This window comes from Caulobacter sp. DWR1-3-2b1, assembly GCF_049895765.1.
Taxonomy (GTDB): domain Bacteria; phylum Pseudomonadota; class Alphaproteobacteria; order Caulobacterales; family Caulobacteraceae; genus Caulobacter.
Genome location: NZ_JAFCSZ010000003.1, coordinates 241,807 through 258,778 on the forward strand (window position 1 = coordinate 241,807; position 16,972 = coordinate 258,778).

General features: G+C 67.8%; 13 protein-coding genes and 1 pseudogene. 6 read left to right on the plus strand and 8 right to left on the minus strand.

Features of this window, described 5'->3' with window-relative positions; all coding sequences use genetic code 11:
- Positions 1-136: 136 nt before the first annotated feature.
- Complete coding sequence (locus ACP69S_RS04990) at positions 137-1,168, minus strand: glycosyltransferase family 2 protein (protein ID WP_425995448.1); 1,032 nt, start codon at positions 1,166-1,168, stop codon at positions 137-139.
- Positions 1,169-1,200: 32 nt separating this feature from the next.
- Between ACP69S_RS04990 and rfbC the strand changes: the two genes are divergently transcribed.
- From rfbC to ACP69S_RS05010, 4 genes and pseudogenes are all read left to right on the plus strand, one after another.
- Positions 1,201-1,758 carry a dTDP-4-dehydrorhamnose 3,5-epimerase gene (gene rfbC / locus ACP69S_RS04995; protein WP_425995450.1) on the plus strand — a complete coding sequence of 186 codons (558 nt, stop codon included), beginning with the start codon at positions 1,201-1,203 and terminating at the stop codon, positions 1,756-1,758.
- Positions 1,759-1,772: 14 nt separating this feature from the next.
- Positions 1,773-1,875 (plus strand): annotated as a pseudogene (locus ACP69S_RS05000) (hypothetical protein); the annotation flags it as partial.
- An 18-nt stretch (positions 1,876-1,893) separates the two neighbouring features.
- Entirely contained in the window at positions 1,894-2,778 is an 885-nt protein-coding gene (locus ACP69S_RS05005; RefSeq protein ID WP_425995452.1) for an alpha/beta fold hydrolase, read from the plus strand.
- A gap of 87 nt (positions 2,779-2,865) precedes the next feature.
- Complete coding sequence (locus ACP69S_RS05010) at positions 2,866-4,068, plus strand: threonine ammonia-lyase (RefSeq protein WP_425995454.1); 1,203 nt, start codon at positions 2,866-2,868, stop codon at positions 4,066-4,068.
- 28 nt (positions 4,069-4,096) lie between these two features.
- Here the strand turns inward: ACP69S_RS05010 and ACP69S_RS05015 are convergent, their stop codons facing one another.
- Complete coding sequence (locus tag ACP69S_RS05015; RefSeq protein WP_425995456.1) at positions 4,097-4,573, minus strand: FKBP-type peptidyl-prolyl cis-trans isomerase; 477 nt, start codon at positions 4,571-4,573, stop codon at positions 4,097-4,099.
- Between the two features lie 166 nt (positions 4,574-4,739).
- Here ACP69S_RS05015 and ACP69S_RS05020 point away from each other — a divergent pair, with 166 nt between their 5' ends.
- Positions 4,740-5,612: a UTP--glucose-1-phosphate uridylyltransferase gene (locus tag ACP69S_RS05020; protein ID WP_425995458.1), complete on the plus strand. Its 873-nt coding sequence runs from the start codon at positions 4,740-4,742 to the stop codon at positions 5,610-5,612.
- 15 nt (positions 5,613-5,627) lie between these two features.
- Here the strand turns inward: ACP69S_RS05020 and queG are convergent, their stop codons facing one another.
- The 5 genes from queG to ACP69S_RS05045 form a co-directional block, all read right to left on the minus strand.
- On the minus strand, positions 5,628-6,761 hold the full coding sequence (gene queG / locus ACP69S_RS05025) for a tRNA epoxyqueuosine(34) reductase QueG (protein WP_425995459.1): 1,134 nt from the start codon (positions 6,759-6,761) through the stop codon (positions 5,628-5,630).
- Positions 6,742-7,428, minus strand: a complete 687-nt coding sequence (locus ACP69S_RS05030; RefSeq protein ID WP_425995461.1) for a glutathione S-transferase family protein — start codon at positions 7,426-7,428, stop codon at positions 6,742-6,744. Before ACP69S_RS05030 ends, queG begins: the two co-directional genes overlap by 20 nt.
- A gap of 119 nt (positions 7,429-7,547) precedes the next feature.
- Positions 7,548-9,005, minus strand: a complete 1,458-nt coding sequence (gene rfaE1 / locus ACP69S_RS05035; protein WP_425995463.1) for a D-glycero-beta-D-manno-heptose-7-phosphate kinase — start codon at positions 9,003-9,005, stop codon at positions 7,548-7,550.
- Positions 9,006-9,042: 37 nt separating this feature from the next.
- On the minus strand, positions 9,043-9,972 hold the full coding sequence (locus ACP69S_RS05040; RefSeq protein WP_425995465.1) for a cation diffusion facilitator family transporter: 930 nt from the start codon (positions 9,970-9,972) through the stop codon (positions 9,043-9,045).
- Positions 9,973-10,016: 44 nt separating this feature from the next.
- Complete coding sequence (locus ACP69S_RS05045; protein ID WP_425995467.1) at positions 10,017-11,102, minus strand: citrate synthase/methylcitrate synthase; 1,086 nt, start codon at positions 11,100-11,102, stop codon at positions 10,017-10,019.
- A 76-nt stretch (positions 11,103-11,178) separates the two neighbouring features.
- On the opposite strand from ACP69S_RS05045, the gene ACP69S_RS05050 reads away from it, so the two are divergent.
- A complete protein-coding gene (locus tag ACP69S_RS05050) occupies positions 11,179-12,327 on the plus strand; it encodes a citrate/2-methylcitrate synthase (RefSeq protein ID WP_425995498.1) in 1,149 nt (382 codons plus the stop codon).
- Between the two features lie 124 nt (positions 12,328-12,451).
- Here ACP69S_RS05050 and gltB read toward each other — a convergent pair whose 3' ends face one another.
- On the minus strand, positions 12,452-16,969 hold the full coding sequence (gene gltB / locus ACP69S_RS05055) for a glutamate synthase large subunit (protein WP_425995469.1): 4,518 nt from the start codon (positions 16,967-16,969) through the stop codon (positions 12,452-12,454).
- Between the last annotated feature and the right edge of the window lie 3 nt (positions 16,970-16,972).

Sequence of the window (16,972 nt, forward strand, 5' to 3'; positions counted from 1 at the left end):
TCTTCCCGGCGAAGGCCGGGATCTGGATCGAACCCTGAGCGATAGTTGACTTTGGCGTGGTCAGAAGGCGCATCATCCGCAACCGCTCGGGCTGTATCTAGGTCCCGGCCTTCGCCGGGAAGAGCGGGACGTGGTCTTAGCGCATCTTCCTAATCACGAACCGCCGCCCGATGAACGCCGCCGGGTCGATCGACATCACCCGCAGGATTGCGCCGGACCCGACCTTGCGCCGCGCCTGAACCGCCTTGCGGTCGACCATCACCGCATCGAGCGCCGGCTGTTTCAGCGCCGCCCTGATCCCCTTCACAGCCGGCCCGGCGTCGCCCCGGCGCAGGTGCAGCAGCAGCAGGGCGCAGGTCACCGCAACGTGCAGCGGCGCGGTCAGCCACAGCAGCAGCGGCGGCGTGTTTTTCAGGAAGGTCCAGACGCGGTTGCGCGAGCCGTGGAAGATCGCGAAGTCCGAACGCACGCCGGTGCTGGCCGAACCGACATGGGCCACGCGGGCGTTCGGCAGCAGCAGGGTCGTCCGGCCGGTCAGGCGCAGGCGGTAGCCCAGGTCGACGTCCTCGCAGTAGCAGAAGAACCGCTCATCGAAGCCGCCGAGGTCCTCGAACAGCGTCCTGTCGATCAGCATGGCCGCGCCGCAGGCCGAGAACACCTCGCCTTCGGGCGGGTTCGCCGGCAGCTTGCGGCCATAACCGCCCCGAAACGGAATGCCCGCCGAGGTCATGTTGTCGCCAGCGCCGTCCAGCACGTTCGGATCGTCGGCCGAAGTCTGTAGCGAGGCGAAGCTTTCGACAGTCGGATGCCGCGCCACACCATCCATCAGGGCGGCGAGCCAGCCCGGCTCGGGATAGGCGTCGGGATTGAGCAGGGCCAGCCAGCGGCCCCGCGCCTGCTTCACCGCCAGATTGTTGCCAGCTGCGAAGCCCAGATTGGCGCCGGGCTCAAGGAAGCGGATCGAGGGGTCAGCCGCGACCGCCGCCTGAGGCGCGCCGTCGGTCGAAGCGTTGTCGATCAGCAGGATCTCGAAGTCGGTGAAGGCCTGGGCTTTTAGCCCGGCCAGGCAGCGTTCCAGGGTCGGACCGCTCTCATACGAGACGATGATCACGCTGACGGCCACATTGGCGCTCTGGGCGCTCTTGTCATCGGCGGTCGCGGAAGGCATCGGTGGCGAGCTTGTCCCTGGAGATTGCGATCATGAAAATCACGCCCCTGGCGATTCCCGAGGTCCTGCTTATCACGCCCGCCCGTCATGGCGACGAGCGCGGCTGGTTTTCGGAGACCTTCCGCCAGTCGGCGCTGGATGAGGCCGGTTTCACCCGCCCGTTCGTGCAGGACAACCACGTGCGCTCGACCAAGCGCGGCATTCAGCGCGGCCTGCACTACCAGAAGCCGCCCCACGCCCAGGACAAGCTGCTGCGCTGCGTGGTCGGCTCGATCTTCGACGTGGCCGTCGACATCCGCAAAGGCTCGCCGACCTACGGCCAATGGGTGGGCGCCGAGCTGTCGGCCGAGAACCGCCAGCAACTGCTGGTGCCGCAGGGCTTCGCCCACGGCTACTGCACCCTGACCGAGGAGTGCGAGGTGCTCTACAAGTGCACCGACTATTACGCCCCGCCCGCCGAGGGCGCGGTGCGCTGGAGCGACCCGGCCATCGGCATCGACTGGATGATCCCCAACGCCGAGATCGGGGCCAACGCCCGCGACGAGGCGGCGCCGCTGCTCAGCGAGATCGACTCGCCTTTCACGTATTGAGATCCTCCCCCTGAAGGGGGAGACGACCGAAGGTCGGAGGGGGAAGTCGGCAATGACCAGGCCGCTACTTCCCCCTCCGTCGGCTTCGCCTACACCTCCCCCGTTAGGGGGAGGATCTTGAAAGAGGAACCGCGCATGACCTTCACCGACCTCTTCTGGACCTCCGGCGAAGGCCTGCCGCTGCACGCCCGCGACTATGCGCCAGTGGGCGAGGTTACTGGCCTGCCCGTGATCTGCATCCATGGCCTGACCCGCAACGCGCGCGACTTCGAGGATCTGGCGCCAAACATCGCCGCCAAGGGCCGTCGCGTCCTGGCCGTCGATGTGCGCGGCCGGGGCCTGTCGGCTTGGGACCCGCAGCCGCTGAACTACCACCCGGGAACCTATGCCGGTGACATCGTCGCCCTGCTGGCCGCCACCGGGATCGAGCGGGCGGTGTTTATCGGCACCAGCATGGGCGGGCTGATCACCATGGTGCTGGCCGCGTTCAAGCCGGAGGCCATCGCCGCGGTGGTGCTCAACGATGTAGGACCGGAACTGTCGCCCGTCGGCCTGACCCGCATCGCCGCCTATGCCGGCGGGGCCAGCCGGTTCGAGACCTGGGATGAGGCTGTCGCCTATGCCCGCCGCATCAACCAGGCGGCCTTCCCGGCCTATGGCGATGTCGACTGGGATCGCTTCGCCCGGCGGTCCTTCGACGAGAAGGACGGCGGCTACGTCCTGGCCTGCGATCCCGACATCTCGGCCCCGATCAAGGCGGCGGCCGCCGCGAACAAGGATGGAGCCTCGGCCCTGGCGCCTGGCATGTATCCGCTGTTCCGCGCCCTGACCAAGGACCGGCCGGTGCTGCTGGTGCGCGGCGCAATCTCCGACCTCGTCGACCCGCCCATCGTCGAGCGCATGCGCGCCGCCGCGCCTGACATGGCCTCTGTCGAGGTTCCGGGCGTCGGCCATGCGCCGATGCTGTCCGAGCCGGAGGCGTGGGCGGCAATAGAAAACCTGCTGGACCTTGCGCCCTAAGGGCGTGCCGAGGCTTGGCCTTATGTGCTAGACGCGCCCCGACGCCCCCCTTCCGCCGCTGTTGTTCCGCGTCCAGATAGGTTGTCCATGACTCTCGACCTCGCCGCCATCCAGGCCGCCGCCGGCCGTCTCCAGGGCCATATCGAGCGCACCCCGTGCCGCTATTCCAAGACCCTGTCGAAGATTACCGGCGCCGAGGTGTGGGTTAAGTTCGAGAACCTGCAGTTCACCGCCGCCTACAAGGAGCGCGGGGCGCTCAACAAGCTGATGCTGCTTTCCGACGCCCAGCGCGCCAAGGGCGTCATCGCCGCCAGCGCCGGCAACCACGCCCAGGGCCTGGCCTATCACGGCGCGCGCCTGAACGTGCCGGTGACCATCGTCATGCCCAGGACCACGCCGTTCGTGAAGGTGCAGCACACCCGCGACTTCGGCGCGACGGTGATCATCGAGGGCGAGACCTACGACGACGCCAACGCCCACGCGCTGAAGCTGCGCGAGGAACAGGGCCTGACCTTCGTCCACCCCTTCGACGACTACGACATCATGGCGGGCCAGGGCACGATCGCCCTGGAGATGCTGGAAGACGTGCCCGATCTTGAGGTCCTGCCCGTGCCGATCGGCGGCGGCGGCCTGATCAGCGGCGTCGCCACGGCGGCCAAGGCGCTAAAGCCCGACATCCGCATCATCGGCTGCGAGCCGGCTATGTACCCCTCGTTCACCGCCAAGATGCGCGGCATCACCGCCCATTGCGGCGGCCAGACCATCGCCGAGGGCGTGGCGGTCAAGACGGTGGGCGAGCTGACCTATGGCGTCGCCCGGCCGCTGATCGACGATGTTTTGCTGCTGGAAGAGCCGCATATCGAGCAGGCGGTCGCGCTCTATTGCAACGTCGAGAAAACCATTGCCGAGGGCGCGGGCGCGGCCTCGCTGGCGGCGCTGCTGGCCTATCCGGAACGCTTCCGGGGCAAGAAGTGCGGCCTGATCCTGTGCGGCGGCAATATCGACACCCGCCTGCTGGCCTCGGTCCTGACCCGCGAACTGGTCCGCGCCCAGCGCCTGGTGTCCCTGCGCATCGTCGGCGACGACCGGCCGGGCCTGCTGTCGACCGTGGCCCACGTGATCGGCTCGATGGGCGCCAATATCATCGAGGTCAACCACAACCGCCTGGCCCTGGACGTGCCGGCCAAGGGCGCGGAATTCGACATCACCATCGAAACCCGCGATGCCCAACACACCCAGGAAATCATCGACGCCCTGCGCGACAAGGGCTACCCGCCCCGGTCGGTCTAGCCAGATCTTCCCCTTCAGGGGGGAGGATCTACCGCTTCAGCACGTCGATCAGCTCGATCCGGAAGATCATCACGCTGTTGCCGGGGATCGGTCCCTTATCCTGCGCACCATAGCCCAGGGCCGGCGGCACATAGAGCATCCACTCGTCGCCGGCTTTCATGCGCTGCAGGGCGATGATCCAGGCCGGCACCAGGCCGTCCAACGGGAACGAGGCTGGCGCGCCGCGCTCGTAGGAGCTGTCGAACACCGTGCCATCGACCAGCTTGCCCTCGTAATGGACCTTGACCTCGTCGGCGCGGGTCGGGTGCATGCCGCCGTTCGGACCTGAGCGGACGACCTTGTACTGCAGGCCCTCGGGCAGGGTGACGACGCCGGGCTCCTTGGCGTTTTTGGCCATGAAGGCGTCGGCGGCGACGAGGTTCTCGGCGGCTTTCTTGTTGCCGCAGCCGGCGAGCGAAACGGTCGCTCCAGCGGCAAGAAGGGTGAGAAGGGCGCGGCGATGCATGGAGGCCTCCGGAACTGATCTGGCGGTTCAGCTAGCAGGCCCCGCGCGAAGATCAATCTTCCGCGTGTCGGAACCCCCGCGCCAGCCATGATTTCATCGAACGATGGTGGCGTTCCGCGACTTGCCCCCCTAGAACCCTCCCCCAAGCGAAACCCATGAGGCGCTCATGAAACCCGTCCGCAAGGCAGTCCTTCCCGTCGCCGGCTTCGGCACCCGCGTGCTGCCGGGCACCAAGACGACGCCGAAGGAACTGCTGAACGTCGTGGACCGGCCGATCCTGTCCTATGTGGTGGCGGAAGCCCGAGCCGCCGGCATCGAGCACTTCGTCTTCGTCACCGGTCGCAACAAGAACGCGATCGAGGACTATTTCGACCATCAGGTCGAACTGGAAGCCGCGCTCGCCGCCAAGGGCAAGACCGACCTGCTCAACGAACTGCTGGACGAACTGCCCAAGCCCGGCGAGATGAGCTTCGTGCGGCAGATGGCCCCGCTGGGCCTGGGCCACGCCGTCTGGTGCGCCCGCGACATCATCGGCGACGAGCCCTTCGCTGTGCTGCTGCCCGACATGGTCATGCACGCCAAGACTTCAGCTCTGGCCCAGGCCATCGAGGCCTATGATCAGGTCGGCGGTAATATCGTCGTGGTCGAGCCCTGCCCGGCGGGCCAGGCTCACCAGTACGGCATAGTCGCGCTGGACGGCCAGAACGGCCGCCTCAATCGCATGACCGGCATGGTCGAGAAGCCGGAGAAGGGAACGGAGCCCTCCAACCTGTTCATTTCGGGCCGCTACATCCTGCAGCCCGAAATCTTCGACCTGCTGGCGTCGCAGGAAAAGGGCGCGGGCAACGAGATCCAGCTGACGGATTCAATGCTGAAGCTGATGGGCTCGCAGGAGTTCCACGCTCTCGAGTACGAGGGGATCACCTACGACTGCGGCGACAAGATCGGCCTGCTGCGGGCCAATGTCGCCCTGGCGCTGGCGCATCCCGAGCTGGGCTCGGCGGCGCGGACGGCGATCGAGGATCTGCTGAAGCTCTAGTTGAAGATCCTCTCCCTAGCGGGGGAGGATTTGCGACCATTCGGCCAGTACCTCGGGATCATCCTCCGGCCCCCGCAATGCCACCGCCCGTTCCGCCGCCAGCCGCCGCGCCGCCCAGACCGCCGCGCCGCGCACCACCGGCGCCGGGTCGCGCATCAGCGGCTCGACCACGCCCATCAGCGCCACATCGCCGCTGTTGCCGATGGCGTAGAGGACGTTGCGTACAAAGCGGTCGCGGCCGATGCGCTTGACCGGGCTCTTGGAAAACAGAGCCCGGAAGGACGGATTGTCCAGTCTCGCCAAGTCCGCCAGCGCCGGTCCCTTCAGCGCCTCGCGGGCATGGAACTTGGCCTCGCTGGAGACTTGGGCAAACTTGTTCCAAGGGCAGACCGCCAGACAGTCGTCGCAGCCGTAGATGCGGTTGCCCATAACGGGCCGAAACTCCACCGGGATCGGACCGGCCAGCTCGATGGTCAGGTACGAAATGCAACGCCGCGCATCCAACCGGTTAGGTTCCGGGAAAGCGTTGGTCGGACAGATGTCGAGGCACGCCCGGCATGAGCCACAGTGGTTGGTCTCGGGCGGGTCCGGGGGCAGATCAAGAGTGGTCAGCACCGAGCCCAGGAACAGCCACGAGCCGAACGGCCGCGACACGAGATTGGTGTGTTTGCCCTGCCAACCGAGACCCGCGCGCTGGGCCAGCGGCTTTTCCATCAGGGGCGCGGTGTCGACGAACACCTTCACCTCCTGCCCGAAGCGTTGGTGCATCCAGCCCGCCAGCAGCTTGAGCTGCTTCTTGACCACGTCATGATAGTCGTCGCCCTGGGCATAGACCGAGATCGCCGCGCGGTCGGTCTGGCCCAGAATCGTCAGAGGGTCGTGGTCGGGACCGTAGTTCATGCCCAGCACGACAGCGGAGCGGGCGTCGGTCCACATGGCGGTGGGGTGGCTGCGGCGCTCCAGCGTCTCTTCCATCCAGCCCATGTCGCCATGGAAGCCCTCGGCTATGAAGTCGGCCAGCCAGGCGCCGTTGGGCCAGGTCGCGGCCGCGTTGGCGAAACCACAGGCGTGGAAGCCCAGCCGCAGGGCCTCGGCGCGGATCTCGTCCTTCAGAAGCTGGTTCGGGTGACTAGAAGTCGAGGTCGTCATAATGCGCGGCCGGCGCGAGGCCGGGCCAGCGATCGGCCAGGATAGGCCTGAAGCAGGGCCTCGATTTGAGCTTCATGTACCAGGTCTTGGCTGTCTGGAAGTCCTGCCAGGGCACATCGCCGAAATAGTCGATCACCGAAAGGTGCGCGGCGGCGGCGAAATCGGCCAGGCTCATCCGGCGGCCGGCCAGCCAGTCGCGGGTCTGCAGCAGGCCGTCGACATAGGCCAGATGGTGGCGCAGCGCCTCGCGACCGCGCCGCAGCGACGAGAGGTCCGGCGCGCCCAGCCGCAGCAGGCGCTTTTCCATCTTCTCGTGCAGCAGAAAGCCGTTGACCTCGTTGTCGAACTTGCGGTCGAACCATTGCAGCAGGCGACGGGCCTCGGCGCGTTCGCTGGCGTCGCGACCCAGCAGGGCCGGCTCGGGTTCCTGCTCCTCGATGTGTTCGAGGATGGCGCGAACCTCGCAGACCACCGTCTTGCGCTCGTTGCGGATCTCGACCAGCACCGGCGTCACGCCCGAGGGGTTCAGGGTCAGAAAGTCAGCCGCACCTTCCCAATAGCGAACCTGGACCTCGGCGAAGGCCAGACGCTTTTCTCCCAAAGCCAGACGCACCTGCCGGGAGGCGGGGTCCAGGGGGAAATGGTGAAGGGTGCGATCGACGCTCATGCCCATTTGCGCTCAGGCTGCATCGAAAGAGCGATGCGCCGGTTTGCTTAACAACCTGTTGCTGAACGCTGTTAACCCAAGGAAAGCAGGCGTTTGCGTGGCTATTATTATAGCAACGCTCAGTTTTCCGCGTTCATCCGGCCGATCAGGGCGGTGGTGCTCTGGCCCTGTTTGAGTTCGGCAAGCAGCACCTTGCCGCCATAGCCCAGCACCACGTCGGAGCCGACCACGGTCTGGACCGTATAGTCGGCGCCCTTGACCAGCACGTCCGGACGGAAGGCCTTGATCAGCTCCAGCGGCGTGTCCTCATCGAACAGCACCACCAGATCCACCGACGACAGCGAGGCCAGGACGACCGCGCGGGCGTGCTCTTGCTGCACGGGCCGGGTGGGGCCCTTCAACTTGGAAACCGAGGCGTCGGTGTTCAGCCCCACGATCAGCCGATCGCTGGCGGCTTTGGACTGGTCCAGCAGCGAGACGTGGCCGGGGTGCAGCAGGTCAAAACAGCCATTGGTGAAGCCCACGGTCTGGCCGCGCGCGCGCCAGCCGGCGACGATCTCCAAAGCGTGGGGCAGGTCGGCGATCTTGACCTCGGCCGGCTCGCCCGCTTCGGAACGGGCGAGGGCGGTCAGTTCGGCGGCGGTGACGACGTCGGTGCCCAGCTTGGCCACCACAAGGCCGGCGGCGAGATTGGCCAGGCGTGCAGCATCGGCCAGGGACGCGCCGGCGGCGACGGCCAGGGCCAGGGTCGCGGCCACGGTGTCGCCGGCGCCAGAGACGTCGAACACTTCCACGGCGGTGGCCGGCAGGCGCACGGGCGGCTCACCGCGCACGCTGAGGGTCATGCCCGCGCCGCCCCGGGTGATCAGGGCCGCGTGGAGGCCCGGCGCCATGGCCAGGATCGCGGCGCCGGCCTCTTCGGAGGCCTCGTCGCTATCATCGATGACACCCGTGGCCTCGGCGGCTTCCTTGCGGTTGGGCTTGACCAGGGTGGCGCCGTCATAGCGGGCCAGGTTGCGGCTCTTGGGATCGACGATCACCGGCTTGCCGGCGGCGCGGGCGGCGTCGATGGCCTCGCGTGTCACCGCGTCGGTCAGCACGCCCTTGGCGTAGTCAGACAGCACCACCACGTCGGCGGCGGGGAGGCGCTCGATGAAGGCGGCAAACAGGGCGGCGGGCTCGGCCGGGCCGCGATCCTCCCGGTCGACCCGCAGCATCTGGTGCGAACCGGAGATGTAGCGAACTTTCTCTGTGGTTCGGCGCGAAGCGTCAGTGACCAGATGAGCCTCCACGCCCGCCTCGTCGCCCAGCATGGCGGTCAGGGCGCGGCCGGCGTCGTCGTCGCCGATCAGGCCGATCAGCACGGCCTTGCCGCCCAGGGCCGCGACGTTGCGCGCGACATTGCCCGCCCCGCCCAGCATGGCCGTCTCACGCTCGACGGCGATCACCGGCACCGGGGCCTCGGGCGAGATGCGATCGACGGCCCCATAGATGAAACGGTCCAGCATCACATCGCCCAGCACCAGCACGGTCTTCCCGGCGAAGGCGTGGGGCAGTTGGGCCAGGGTGTCGTCCATGAAGCGGCGGCTCGTCTCGAAGGAGGTCAGACGCTTACTAGCCGTGCTGGGCCTCGGCGAACAGCCCGCCATGGCTCTCGGCTTTTCCGCGCGGGTCAGGGTGGATGATGATGTCGGCGGCTGGAAAGGCGCTGAGCAGCCGGTTCTCTGCTGCCACCATGATGACGTGCGCCTCGGCCAGCGAGATGCCGGCTTCGAGGTCGGCGTGCATCTGCATGTGGATATAGGGACCAGACGCCCGGGTGCGTAGCTGATGGACGCCCAAGACGCGCGGGTCTTCCGTGGCGAGGGCGACGATGCGGGCGCGGTCCGCGTCAGGCAGTTCGCGGTCCATCAGCTGGCTGGCGGCCTCGCGGAATACGCCGATGGCGCCCCAGATCAGCCACAGGGCCACGATCAGGCCGGCGACGGCGTCGATCCAGCCAATGCCGAGGGACGCGGCCGCGCCGATCCCGACCAGGGCGACGGCGTTGGAGCCCAGATCGGCGGCGTAGTGCGCCCGGTCGCCCGAGATCGCGATGGAGCCGGTGGACTTCAGCACCTTCGACTGGGCGATGATCAGGGCCAGGGTCAGGCCGATCGACACGCCCATCACGCCCATGGCGAGCAGGCCCTGCTCGATAGGGCGCGGATTGAAGACGGCGTGGATCGCCTCGCGACCGATCAGGGCGCCGGACGCGAAGACGAGACCGCCCTGCATCAGGCTGGAAAAGGCCTCGGCCTTGCCGTGGCCGAACCGGTGCTCGGCGTCAGGCGGTACAGCCGCGTAGCGCACCGCGAAGAAGGTGATCAGCGAGGCGACGAGGTCGAGGCCGGAGTCTGACAACGAAGCCAGCATGGCCACAGAGCCGCTGGCGATCCAGGCCAAGCTCTTGACCACGATCAGGATCGCCGCGACGGCCACCGACAGGGCTGTGACGCGACGCGTGGCGGCCAGGGCTTCGGGCGAGGTGGCGGAGAGAGACATGAACTCTGTTTAGCAGCGCTCCCCGCCTTCCCCAAACGTGAGGATCAGGCCGCCTCCCGCACCCCCGGTCCCACATAGACCGACTGCGGCCGGATCAGCTTGCCGCCCGCCAGTTGCTCGCGGGCATGGGCGATCCAACCGGCGGTGCGACCCATCGCGAAGACGCAGGTGAAGCTGGCCGGCGGCAGGCCCAGGGCCTCCAGCAGCAGGGCGGTGTAGAACTCGACATTGGTGTCCAGCGGCCGGTCGGGCTTGTGCTCGCGCAGTATGGCCAGGGCCGCCGTTTCGACAGCCTCGGCGAAGGCGACGCGGCCGGGCAGGGTCTTGCTGCTGGCGGTAAGCTTGCGGACGGCGGTCTTCAGGGCGTCGGCGCGCGGGTCGCGGACGCGATAGATGCGATGGCCAAAGCCCATCAGCCGGTCGCCGCGCTTCAGGGCATTTTCGATCCAGGGCCGGGCGTTCTCCGGCGTGCCGATGGCGTCGAGCATGTCGATCACCGGCCCGGGCGCGCCACCGTGCAGCGGACCCTTCAGGGCCGAGAGCCCGCCCAGTACCGCCGAGGTCAGGCCCGCCCGGGTCGAGGCGATCACCCGGGCCGCGAAGGTCGAGGCGTTGAGGCCATGGTCGCAGACCGTGACGAGATAGGCGTCCAGCGCTTGGGTCTCGGCGTCGCTGGCCGGCTGGCCGCGCGTCATCCGCAGGATGTCGGCGGCGTGTGACAGGGCGGGATCGGGGGCGACCGGGGCTCTACCGGCGGCGACGCGCAGCACGGCGGGGGTAAACACGGCCGGGGCAGCGATCAACAGCAGGGCGGTGGAGAGGTCATCGCCGTCGGGCAGACGGGCCAGCAGGGCGCGCATCGCCTCGACCGGATCGCGTTTGGCCAGCTCCTCGTCGAGCGCACCGACCTCGGCGAACGCCTTGACCCGGGCCGCGCCCAGGGCGGGCGCCAGGTCGGCCGGAGCGTCGTCGAAGAAGCCGTCGAACAGCAGGTGGGCGGCCTGTTCGTAGGGGGTGTGGCCGGCCAGATCCTCGACGGCGTAGCCGCGAATGATCAGACGGCCGTTGGCGCCGTCGACGTCGGATAGAACGGTGCGGGCGGCGATCACGCCTTCAAGACCTTCGGACATATGCAGGTCTCCTTTCGACCCGCAGCCCGCGCTTGTCGTACTTGATCGTCAATCTTGATCAATATAATCAATGTCCATGACAAACGACTGGCTCGAGGCGGATCGCGTGCTGGAACGGCTGGGGATCCGGCCGCAGACCCTCTACGCCTATGTCAGCCGGGGCCGGATCGAGGCCGCCGTTCATCCCGCCGATCCGCGCCGCAGCCTCTATCGCGCTTCCGACGTTGCGGCCCTGCACGCGCGCAAGGTCAGGGGACGGCGTGCCGCCGACGTTGCGGCTGAAGCGATCGCCTGGGGCGAGCCTGTGCTGGCGTCGGCGATCACCACGGTGTCGGGCGGCAAGCTCTGGTACCGGGGCCGCGACGCGGCTGCTCTGGCCTGCGACCATACCCTGGAGCAGACCGCGCGGCTGCTGCGCGGCGGCCATGGCGCGGCGCTGAAGGCGGGGCGAGGAGCCGGTGTGGTGGCGGGCGACACGGCGCGGGCGAGATTGTTCAACGTCCTGGCTGTCCGGGCGGGAAGCGAGGCCCCGGCTCGGGGGCGGGCGCCGCTGGCCCTGGCCATGGAGGCTGCCAGCCTGCTCGACGCCGTCGTCGACGCCGCGGCGGGCGAGGTCACCGAAGGTCCGGCTCATCGACGGCTGGCGCGGGCTTGGGGCGTCGATGCGGCGGGCGCGGACCTACTGCGGATGGCGCTGGTGCTGCTGGCCGACCATGAACTGAACGCCTCGACCTTCGCGGCGCGGGTGGCGGCCTCGACCGGCGCATCCCTGTCGGCGGCGGCGCTGGCGGGCCTGTCGGCGCTGTCGGGACCACTGCACGGCGGCATGGCCGCCAGGGTCGAAGCCTTCGTCGCCGAGGCCGACCGGACCAGCGCAGCGAGGGCGGTGTCGGCGCGATTGGCGCAGGGCTCGGCCATGCCGGGCTTTGGCCACCCGCTCTATCCGGATGGGGATCCCCGGGCGCGGGTTTTGCTAGAGGCGTTCGAGCCGCCAGCCTTGCTGGTCGATTTGTGGCGCGAAACCGAGGCGGCGACGGGGCAGCTGCCGAATATCGATTTCGCCCTGGTGGGTCTGGCGCGGGCGCAGGGCTTGCCGACCGACGCGCCCTTCATCCTGTTCGCCGTTGCCCGCACGGCGGGCTGGCTGGCCCATGCCATCGAGCAGGGCCAGACGGGGCGATTGATCCGCCCTCGGGCGCGGTATGTCGGCGAGGCTTTGGGGTAAGGGACCACCAGATTGCCCCACCTGACCGCTTCGCGGTCGTCCGCCCCCGGAGGGGGCAGATGAGATTGCCTTCCCCCTTCCGGGGAAGGCGCGGAGGGGGCAAGTCCTCCGCGCCCACGAACAGTTAGGCCGCGACTTCTTCCGCCACCAACGGCTGCGGCAGACGGCTGACCATCTCCTTTGGGCAGACCTGCCAGAACAGGTCCCGCACCCGGTCCCAATCTCGCAGCAGGCTGCCTGCGAAGGCCGAGTCGGTCTCACGGGCGTGTTCGGCCACGAGGGACCGCAGCACGCCTTCCCAATAGGGCGAGGCCAGACGCTGGACGACGATGCTGTCGGGATTGATGTTGGCTTCGAACCGGCCGTGCTGGTCCAGGACGAAGGCCATACCACCGGTCATGCCGGCCCCGAAGTTGCCGCCCGTCGGACCCAGGATCACCACCTGACCGCCGGTCATATATTCGCAGCCATTGGCCCCGCAGCCCTCGACCACCGTGGTGGCGCCCGAGTTACGAACCGCGAAGCGCTCGCCGGCCTGACCCGCAGCGAACAGCCGGCCCGAGGTGGCGCCAAACAGCACGGTGTTGCCGATCAGGGCGTTGCTTTCCGGCGACGCCAGATGGCGCGAGGGCTTGATGACAATGGTCGCGCCAGACAGGCCCTTGCCGACATAGTCATTGGCCTCGCCGGTCAGTTCGATGCGCAGACCCTGGACCGCGAAGGCCCCCAGGCTCTGGCCGGCCGAGCCCTTGAGCTGGACGGTCAGGTGGCCGGCGGGCAGGCCTTTCATGCCGTATTTGCGCACGATGTGGCTGGAGGTCCGCGAGCCGATCGAGCGGGCGGTGCTGCGGACCGTATAGGTCAGCTGCATCTTCTCGCCGCGTTCGAGCAGGGGTGCGGCGTCGCGGACGATCTGGGCGTCGAGGGTGTCGGGCACTTCGTTGCGGCCGACCACGGTGTTGTAGGGCTTGTTCTGGCCGGGATCGGCGCGAACCAGCAGGGGGTTCAGGTCAAGGTCGTCCAGGTGCTCGCCGCCGCGGCTGACCTGGGCCAGCAGATCGGTGCGTCCGACGATTTCCAGCAGGGACTTAAAGCCCAGGCCGGCCAGGATCTCGCGCACTTCCTCAGCGATGAAGGTGAAGAGGTTGATGACCTTGTCCGGCGTGCCGGTGAACTTGGCGCGCAGGGCCTCGTCCTGGGTGCAGACCCCCACCGGGCAGGTGTTGGAATGGCACTGGCGCACCATGATGCAGCCCATGGCCACCAAGGATGCGGTGCCGATGCCGAACTCCTCGGCGCCCAGCATGGCGGCAATGACGATGTCGCGACCCGTGCGCATGCCGCCGTCGGCCCGCAGGACCACGGAGTGGCGCAGGTTGTTCAGGGTGAGCACCTGGTTGGCTTCCGACAGGCCCATCTCCCACGGACCGCCGGCATATTTCACCGAGGTCTGGGGCGAGGCGCCGGTGCCGCCGACGCCGCCGGCGACCAGGATCACGTCGGCCTTGGCCTTGGCCACGCCCGCCGCGATCGCGCCGATGCCGGTCATGGCGACCAGCTTCACCGTCACCCGGGCGACCGGGTTGATCTGCTTCAGGTCGTAGATGAGCTGGGCGAGATCCTCGATCGAATAGATGTCGTGGTGCGGCGGCGGGCTGATCAGCATGACGCCGGGCGTCGCGTGGCGCAGCCGAGCGATCATCTCCGTGACTTTAAAGCCAGGAAGTTGGCCGCCCTCGCCGGGCTTGGCGCCTTGGGCGACCTTGATCTCCAGCTCGACGCACTCGTTGAGGTATTCAGCGGTGACGCCGAACCGGCCCGAGGCGACCTGCTTGATGGCGCTGTTGGGGTTGTCGCCGTTGGGCAGGGGCTTGTAGCGCGCGCTGTCCTCGCCGCCCTCGCCCGAGACCGACTTGGCCCCAATACGGTTCATGGCGATGTTCAGCATGCCATGGGCTTCTGGACCCAGGGCGCCGAGGCTCATGCCGGGTGTGACGAAGCGCTTGCGGATCTCGTTGACGCTCTCGACGTCGTCGGTGGAGATCGGGTTGCGGTCCGAGCGCCAGTCGAGCAGGTCGCGCAGCTGGATCGGCTTTTGGGTCCGCAGCCCGTTGGACCAGCGGCGATAGAGCTCGTAGTCGCCGGTGTCGCAGGCGCTTTGCAGGGTGTGGATCAGCCGCGCCTCGAAGGCGTGGGCCTCGCCCGAGCGGCGCAGCTTGTAGAGGCCGCCGACCGGCAGGGTGACCGCCGTGGGGCCCCAGGCCTTGCGATGCAGCTCGACCGCCTTGCTCTCGACGCCGGCCAGGCCGATGCCGGAGATGCGCGAGGGCATGCCGGGAAAGAACTCGGCGGCCAGGGCGCGCGACAGGCCGACGGCTTCGAAGTTGTAGCCGCCGCGATAGGACGAGATGACGCTGATGCCCATCTTGGAGATGATCTTCAGCAGGCCCGCCTCGATGGCCCCCTTGAAGTTCAGGCAAACCTCTTTCAGCGTTTTGTCGCCGATCAGCCCGCGGTCCAGGCGATCCTGGAAGCTTTCCTGGGCCAGATAGGCGTTGACCGCTGTGGCCCCGACCCCGACCAGCACCGCGAAATAGTGGGTGTCGAGGCACTCGGCCGAGCGAACGATGATCGAGACGTAGGAGCGCAGGCCCTTGTTGACCAGGTGGCTGTGGACGCCGCCCGTGGCCAGGATCATCGGCAGGGCGACGCGGTCTTCACGGCTGTTCTCGTCGGTCAGAACGATGGCGCCGCAGCCGCGCAGGACGGCGTCCTCGGCCTCGGCCCGGATCCGGTCCAGATTGGCGCGCAGGGCGTCACCTGGTCTGGCCTCGCCGGCGGGCAGAGGCATGGTGCAGTCGATGACGACAACATTCTTGGCGCCCAGCAGGCCCTGGATGCGCTCGTACATGCCGGTGGTCAGGACCGGGCTCTGCAGCACATAGACATCGGCCTGGGCCGCGTCCTGAGCCAGGATGTTACCCAGGTTCTTGAACCGGGTCTTCAGGCTCATGACGTTGGTTTCCCGCAGCGGATCGATCGGCGGGTTGGTCACCTGGCTGAAGTTCTGGCGGAAGAAGTGGCTGAGCGGACGATACTTTTCCGACAGCACGGCCAGCGGGCTGTCGTCGCCCATCGAACCGACGGCTTCCTTACCGTCCTCGACCATGGGGGCGAGGATCATCTCGAGGTCTTCGAGGCTGAAACCAGCGGCGGCCTGACGGCGGGTCAGTTCCTCGCGGCCATATTTGCGGGGCTCGGGGCCGGGGCCGATCTCCTTTTCGAGATCGACCATATTGCCTAGCCACTCGGTATAGGGATGGCGGGTGGCCAACTCATCGATGATTTCGTCTTCGCCATACAGGCGACCTTCGGCGAGATCGATGGCGATCATTCGGCCCGGGGCGATGGCCAGCTTGCGGGTGATGCGGCTCTCGGCGACGCCGCACATGCCGGCTTCCGAACCCATGATCACCAAACCGTCGTCGGTATAGGCCACGCGCAGCGGGCGCAGGCCCGAGCGGTCCTTGCCCGCCACCACCCAGCGGCCGTCGGTGGCGCACAGGGCGGCCGGGCCGTCCCACGGCTCCATCACAGCGTTACAGTAGGAATAGAGGGCCTGATGCGAGTCTGAGAGGCTTGGGCCTGAGGCTTCCGGCACCAGCAGGGCCTTGGCCATTGGCGCGTCGCGGCCGGCGCGGACCAGCACCTCGAAGGTGTTGTCCAGGCTGGCGCTATCCGAACCGCCGGGCTGGATCACCGGCTTCACGTCATCCCCGAACTCGCCGAAAGCCTGAGCGGCCATCCTGATCTCGTGGGACTTCATCCAGTTGACGTTGCCCTTGATGGTGTTGATCTCGCCGTTGTGGGCGAGCATCCGGAAGGGCTGGGCCAGGCGCCATTCGGGGAAGGTGTTGGTCGAATAGCGCTGGTGGAAGATCGCCACGTTTGCGGCGAAGCGCTCGTCCTTGAGGTCGGGATAGAACTCGTCGATGGCCTCGGCTAGGAACATACCCTTATAGATCAGCGATTTAGCCGACAGCGAGCAGATATAGAATCCCGACAGGTTCTGAGCGTGAACGCGCTTTTCGATCCGCTTGCGGCACAGGAACAGGGCGCGCTCCAGCGGCTCGCCTTCCAGGCCGGCCGGGGCGGCCAGCATGATCTGCTCGATCTCGGGACGGGTGGCGTTGGCCTTCTCGCCGATTACGGCGGTGTTCACCGGAACCTGGCGCCAGCCATAGATGTAGAAGCCGAAACGCAGGGCCTCGGCCTCGACGATGGTGCGACAGGCCTCTTGGGCGCCCAGATCGGTACGCGGCAGGAAGATCTGGCCCACGGCGATGGCGCCGTGACGCAGGGCGTGACCGGTGCGGCGGACCTGGTCGGTGAAGAAGTCTTGCGGGACCGACAGCAGGATGCCGGCGCCGTCGCCGGTCTTGCCGTCCGCGTCGACCGCGCCCCGGTGCCAGAGGGCCTTCAGGGCCTTGATGGCCAGTTCGACGACTTCGCGGCGCGGCTTGCCGTCGATGGCGCAGACCAAGCCGACGCCGCAGGCGTCGCGCTCGGTGGTGGGGTCATAGGCGTGACCGTCGATCAGGCGCTGGCGGTTGGCCAGATAGTGCTGGATGTCTTGGCTCATGAT

Coding starts and splice junctions, on each gene's coding strand:
- ACP69S_RS05010 (WP_425995454.1), top strand. CDS start 2,866: ATGACTCTCGACCTCGCCGCCATCCAGGCCGCCGCCGGCCGTCTCCAG.
- gltB (WP_425995469.1), bottom strand. CDS start 16,969: ATGAGCCAAGACATCCAGCACTATCTGGCCAACCGCCAGCGCCTGATC.
- rfbC (WP_425995450.1), top strand. CDS start 1,201: ATGAAAATCACGCCCCTGGCGATTCCCGAGGTCCTGCTTATCACGCCC.
- ACP69S_RS05030 (WP_425995461.1), bottom strand. CDS start 7,428: ATGAGCGTCGATCGCACCCTTCACCATTTCCCCCTGGACCCCGCCTCC.
- ACP69S_RS05050 (WP_425995498.1), top strand. CDS start 11,179: ATGACAAACGACTGGCTCGAGGCGGATCGCGTGCTGGAACGGCTGGGG.
- ACP69S_RS05020 (WP_425995458.1), top strand. CDS start 4,740: ATGAAACCCGTCCGCAAGGCAGTCCTTCCCGTCGCCGGCTTCGGCACC.
- queG (WP_425995459.1), bottom strand. CDS start 6,761: ATGACGACCTCGACTTCTAGTCACCCGAACCAGCTTCTGAAGGACGAG.
- ACP69S_RS05005 (WP_425995452.1), top strand. CDS start 1,894: ATGACCTTCACCGACCTCTTCTGGACCTCCGGCGAAGGCCTGCCGCTG.
- ACP69S_RS05045 (WP_425995467.1), bottom strand. CDS start 11,102: ATGTCCGAAGGTCTTGAAGGCGTGATCGCCGCCCGCACCGTTCTATCC.
- ACP69S_RS05015 (WP_425995456.1), bottom strand. CDS start 4,573: ATGCATCGCCGCGCCCTTCTCACCCTTCTTGCCGCTGGAGCGACCGTT.
- rfaE1 (WP_425995463.1), bottom strand. CDS start 9,005: ATGGACGACACCCTGGCCCAACTGCCCCACGCCTTCGCCGGGAAGACC.
- ACP69S_RS05040 (WP_425995465.1), bottom strand. CDS start 9,972: ATGTCTCTCTCCGCCACCTCGCCCGAAGCCCTGGCCGCCACGCGTCGC.
- ACP69S_RS04990 (WP_425995448.1), bottom strand. CDS start 1,168: ATGCCTTCCGCGACCGCCGATGACAAGAGCGCCCAGAGCGCCAATGTG.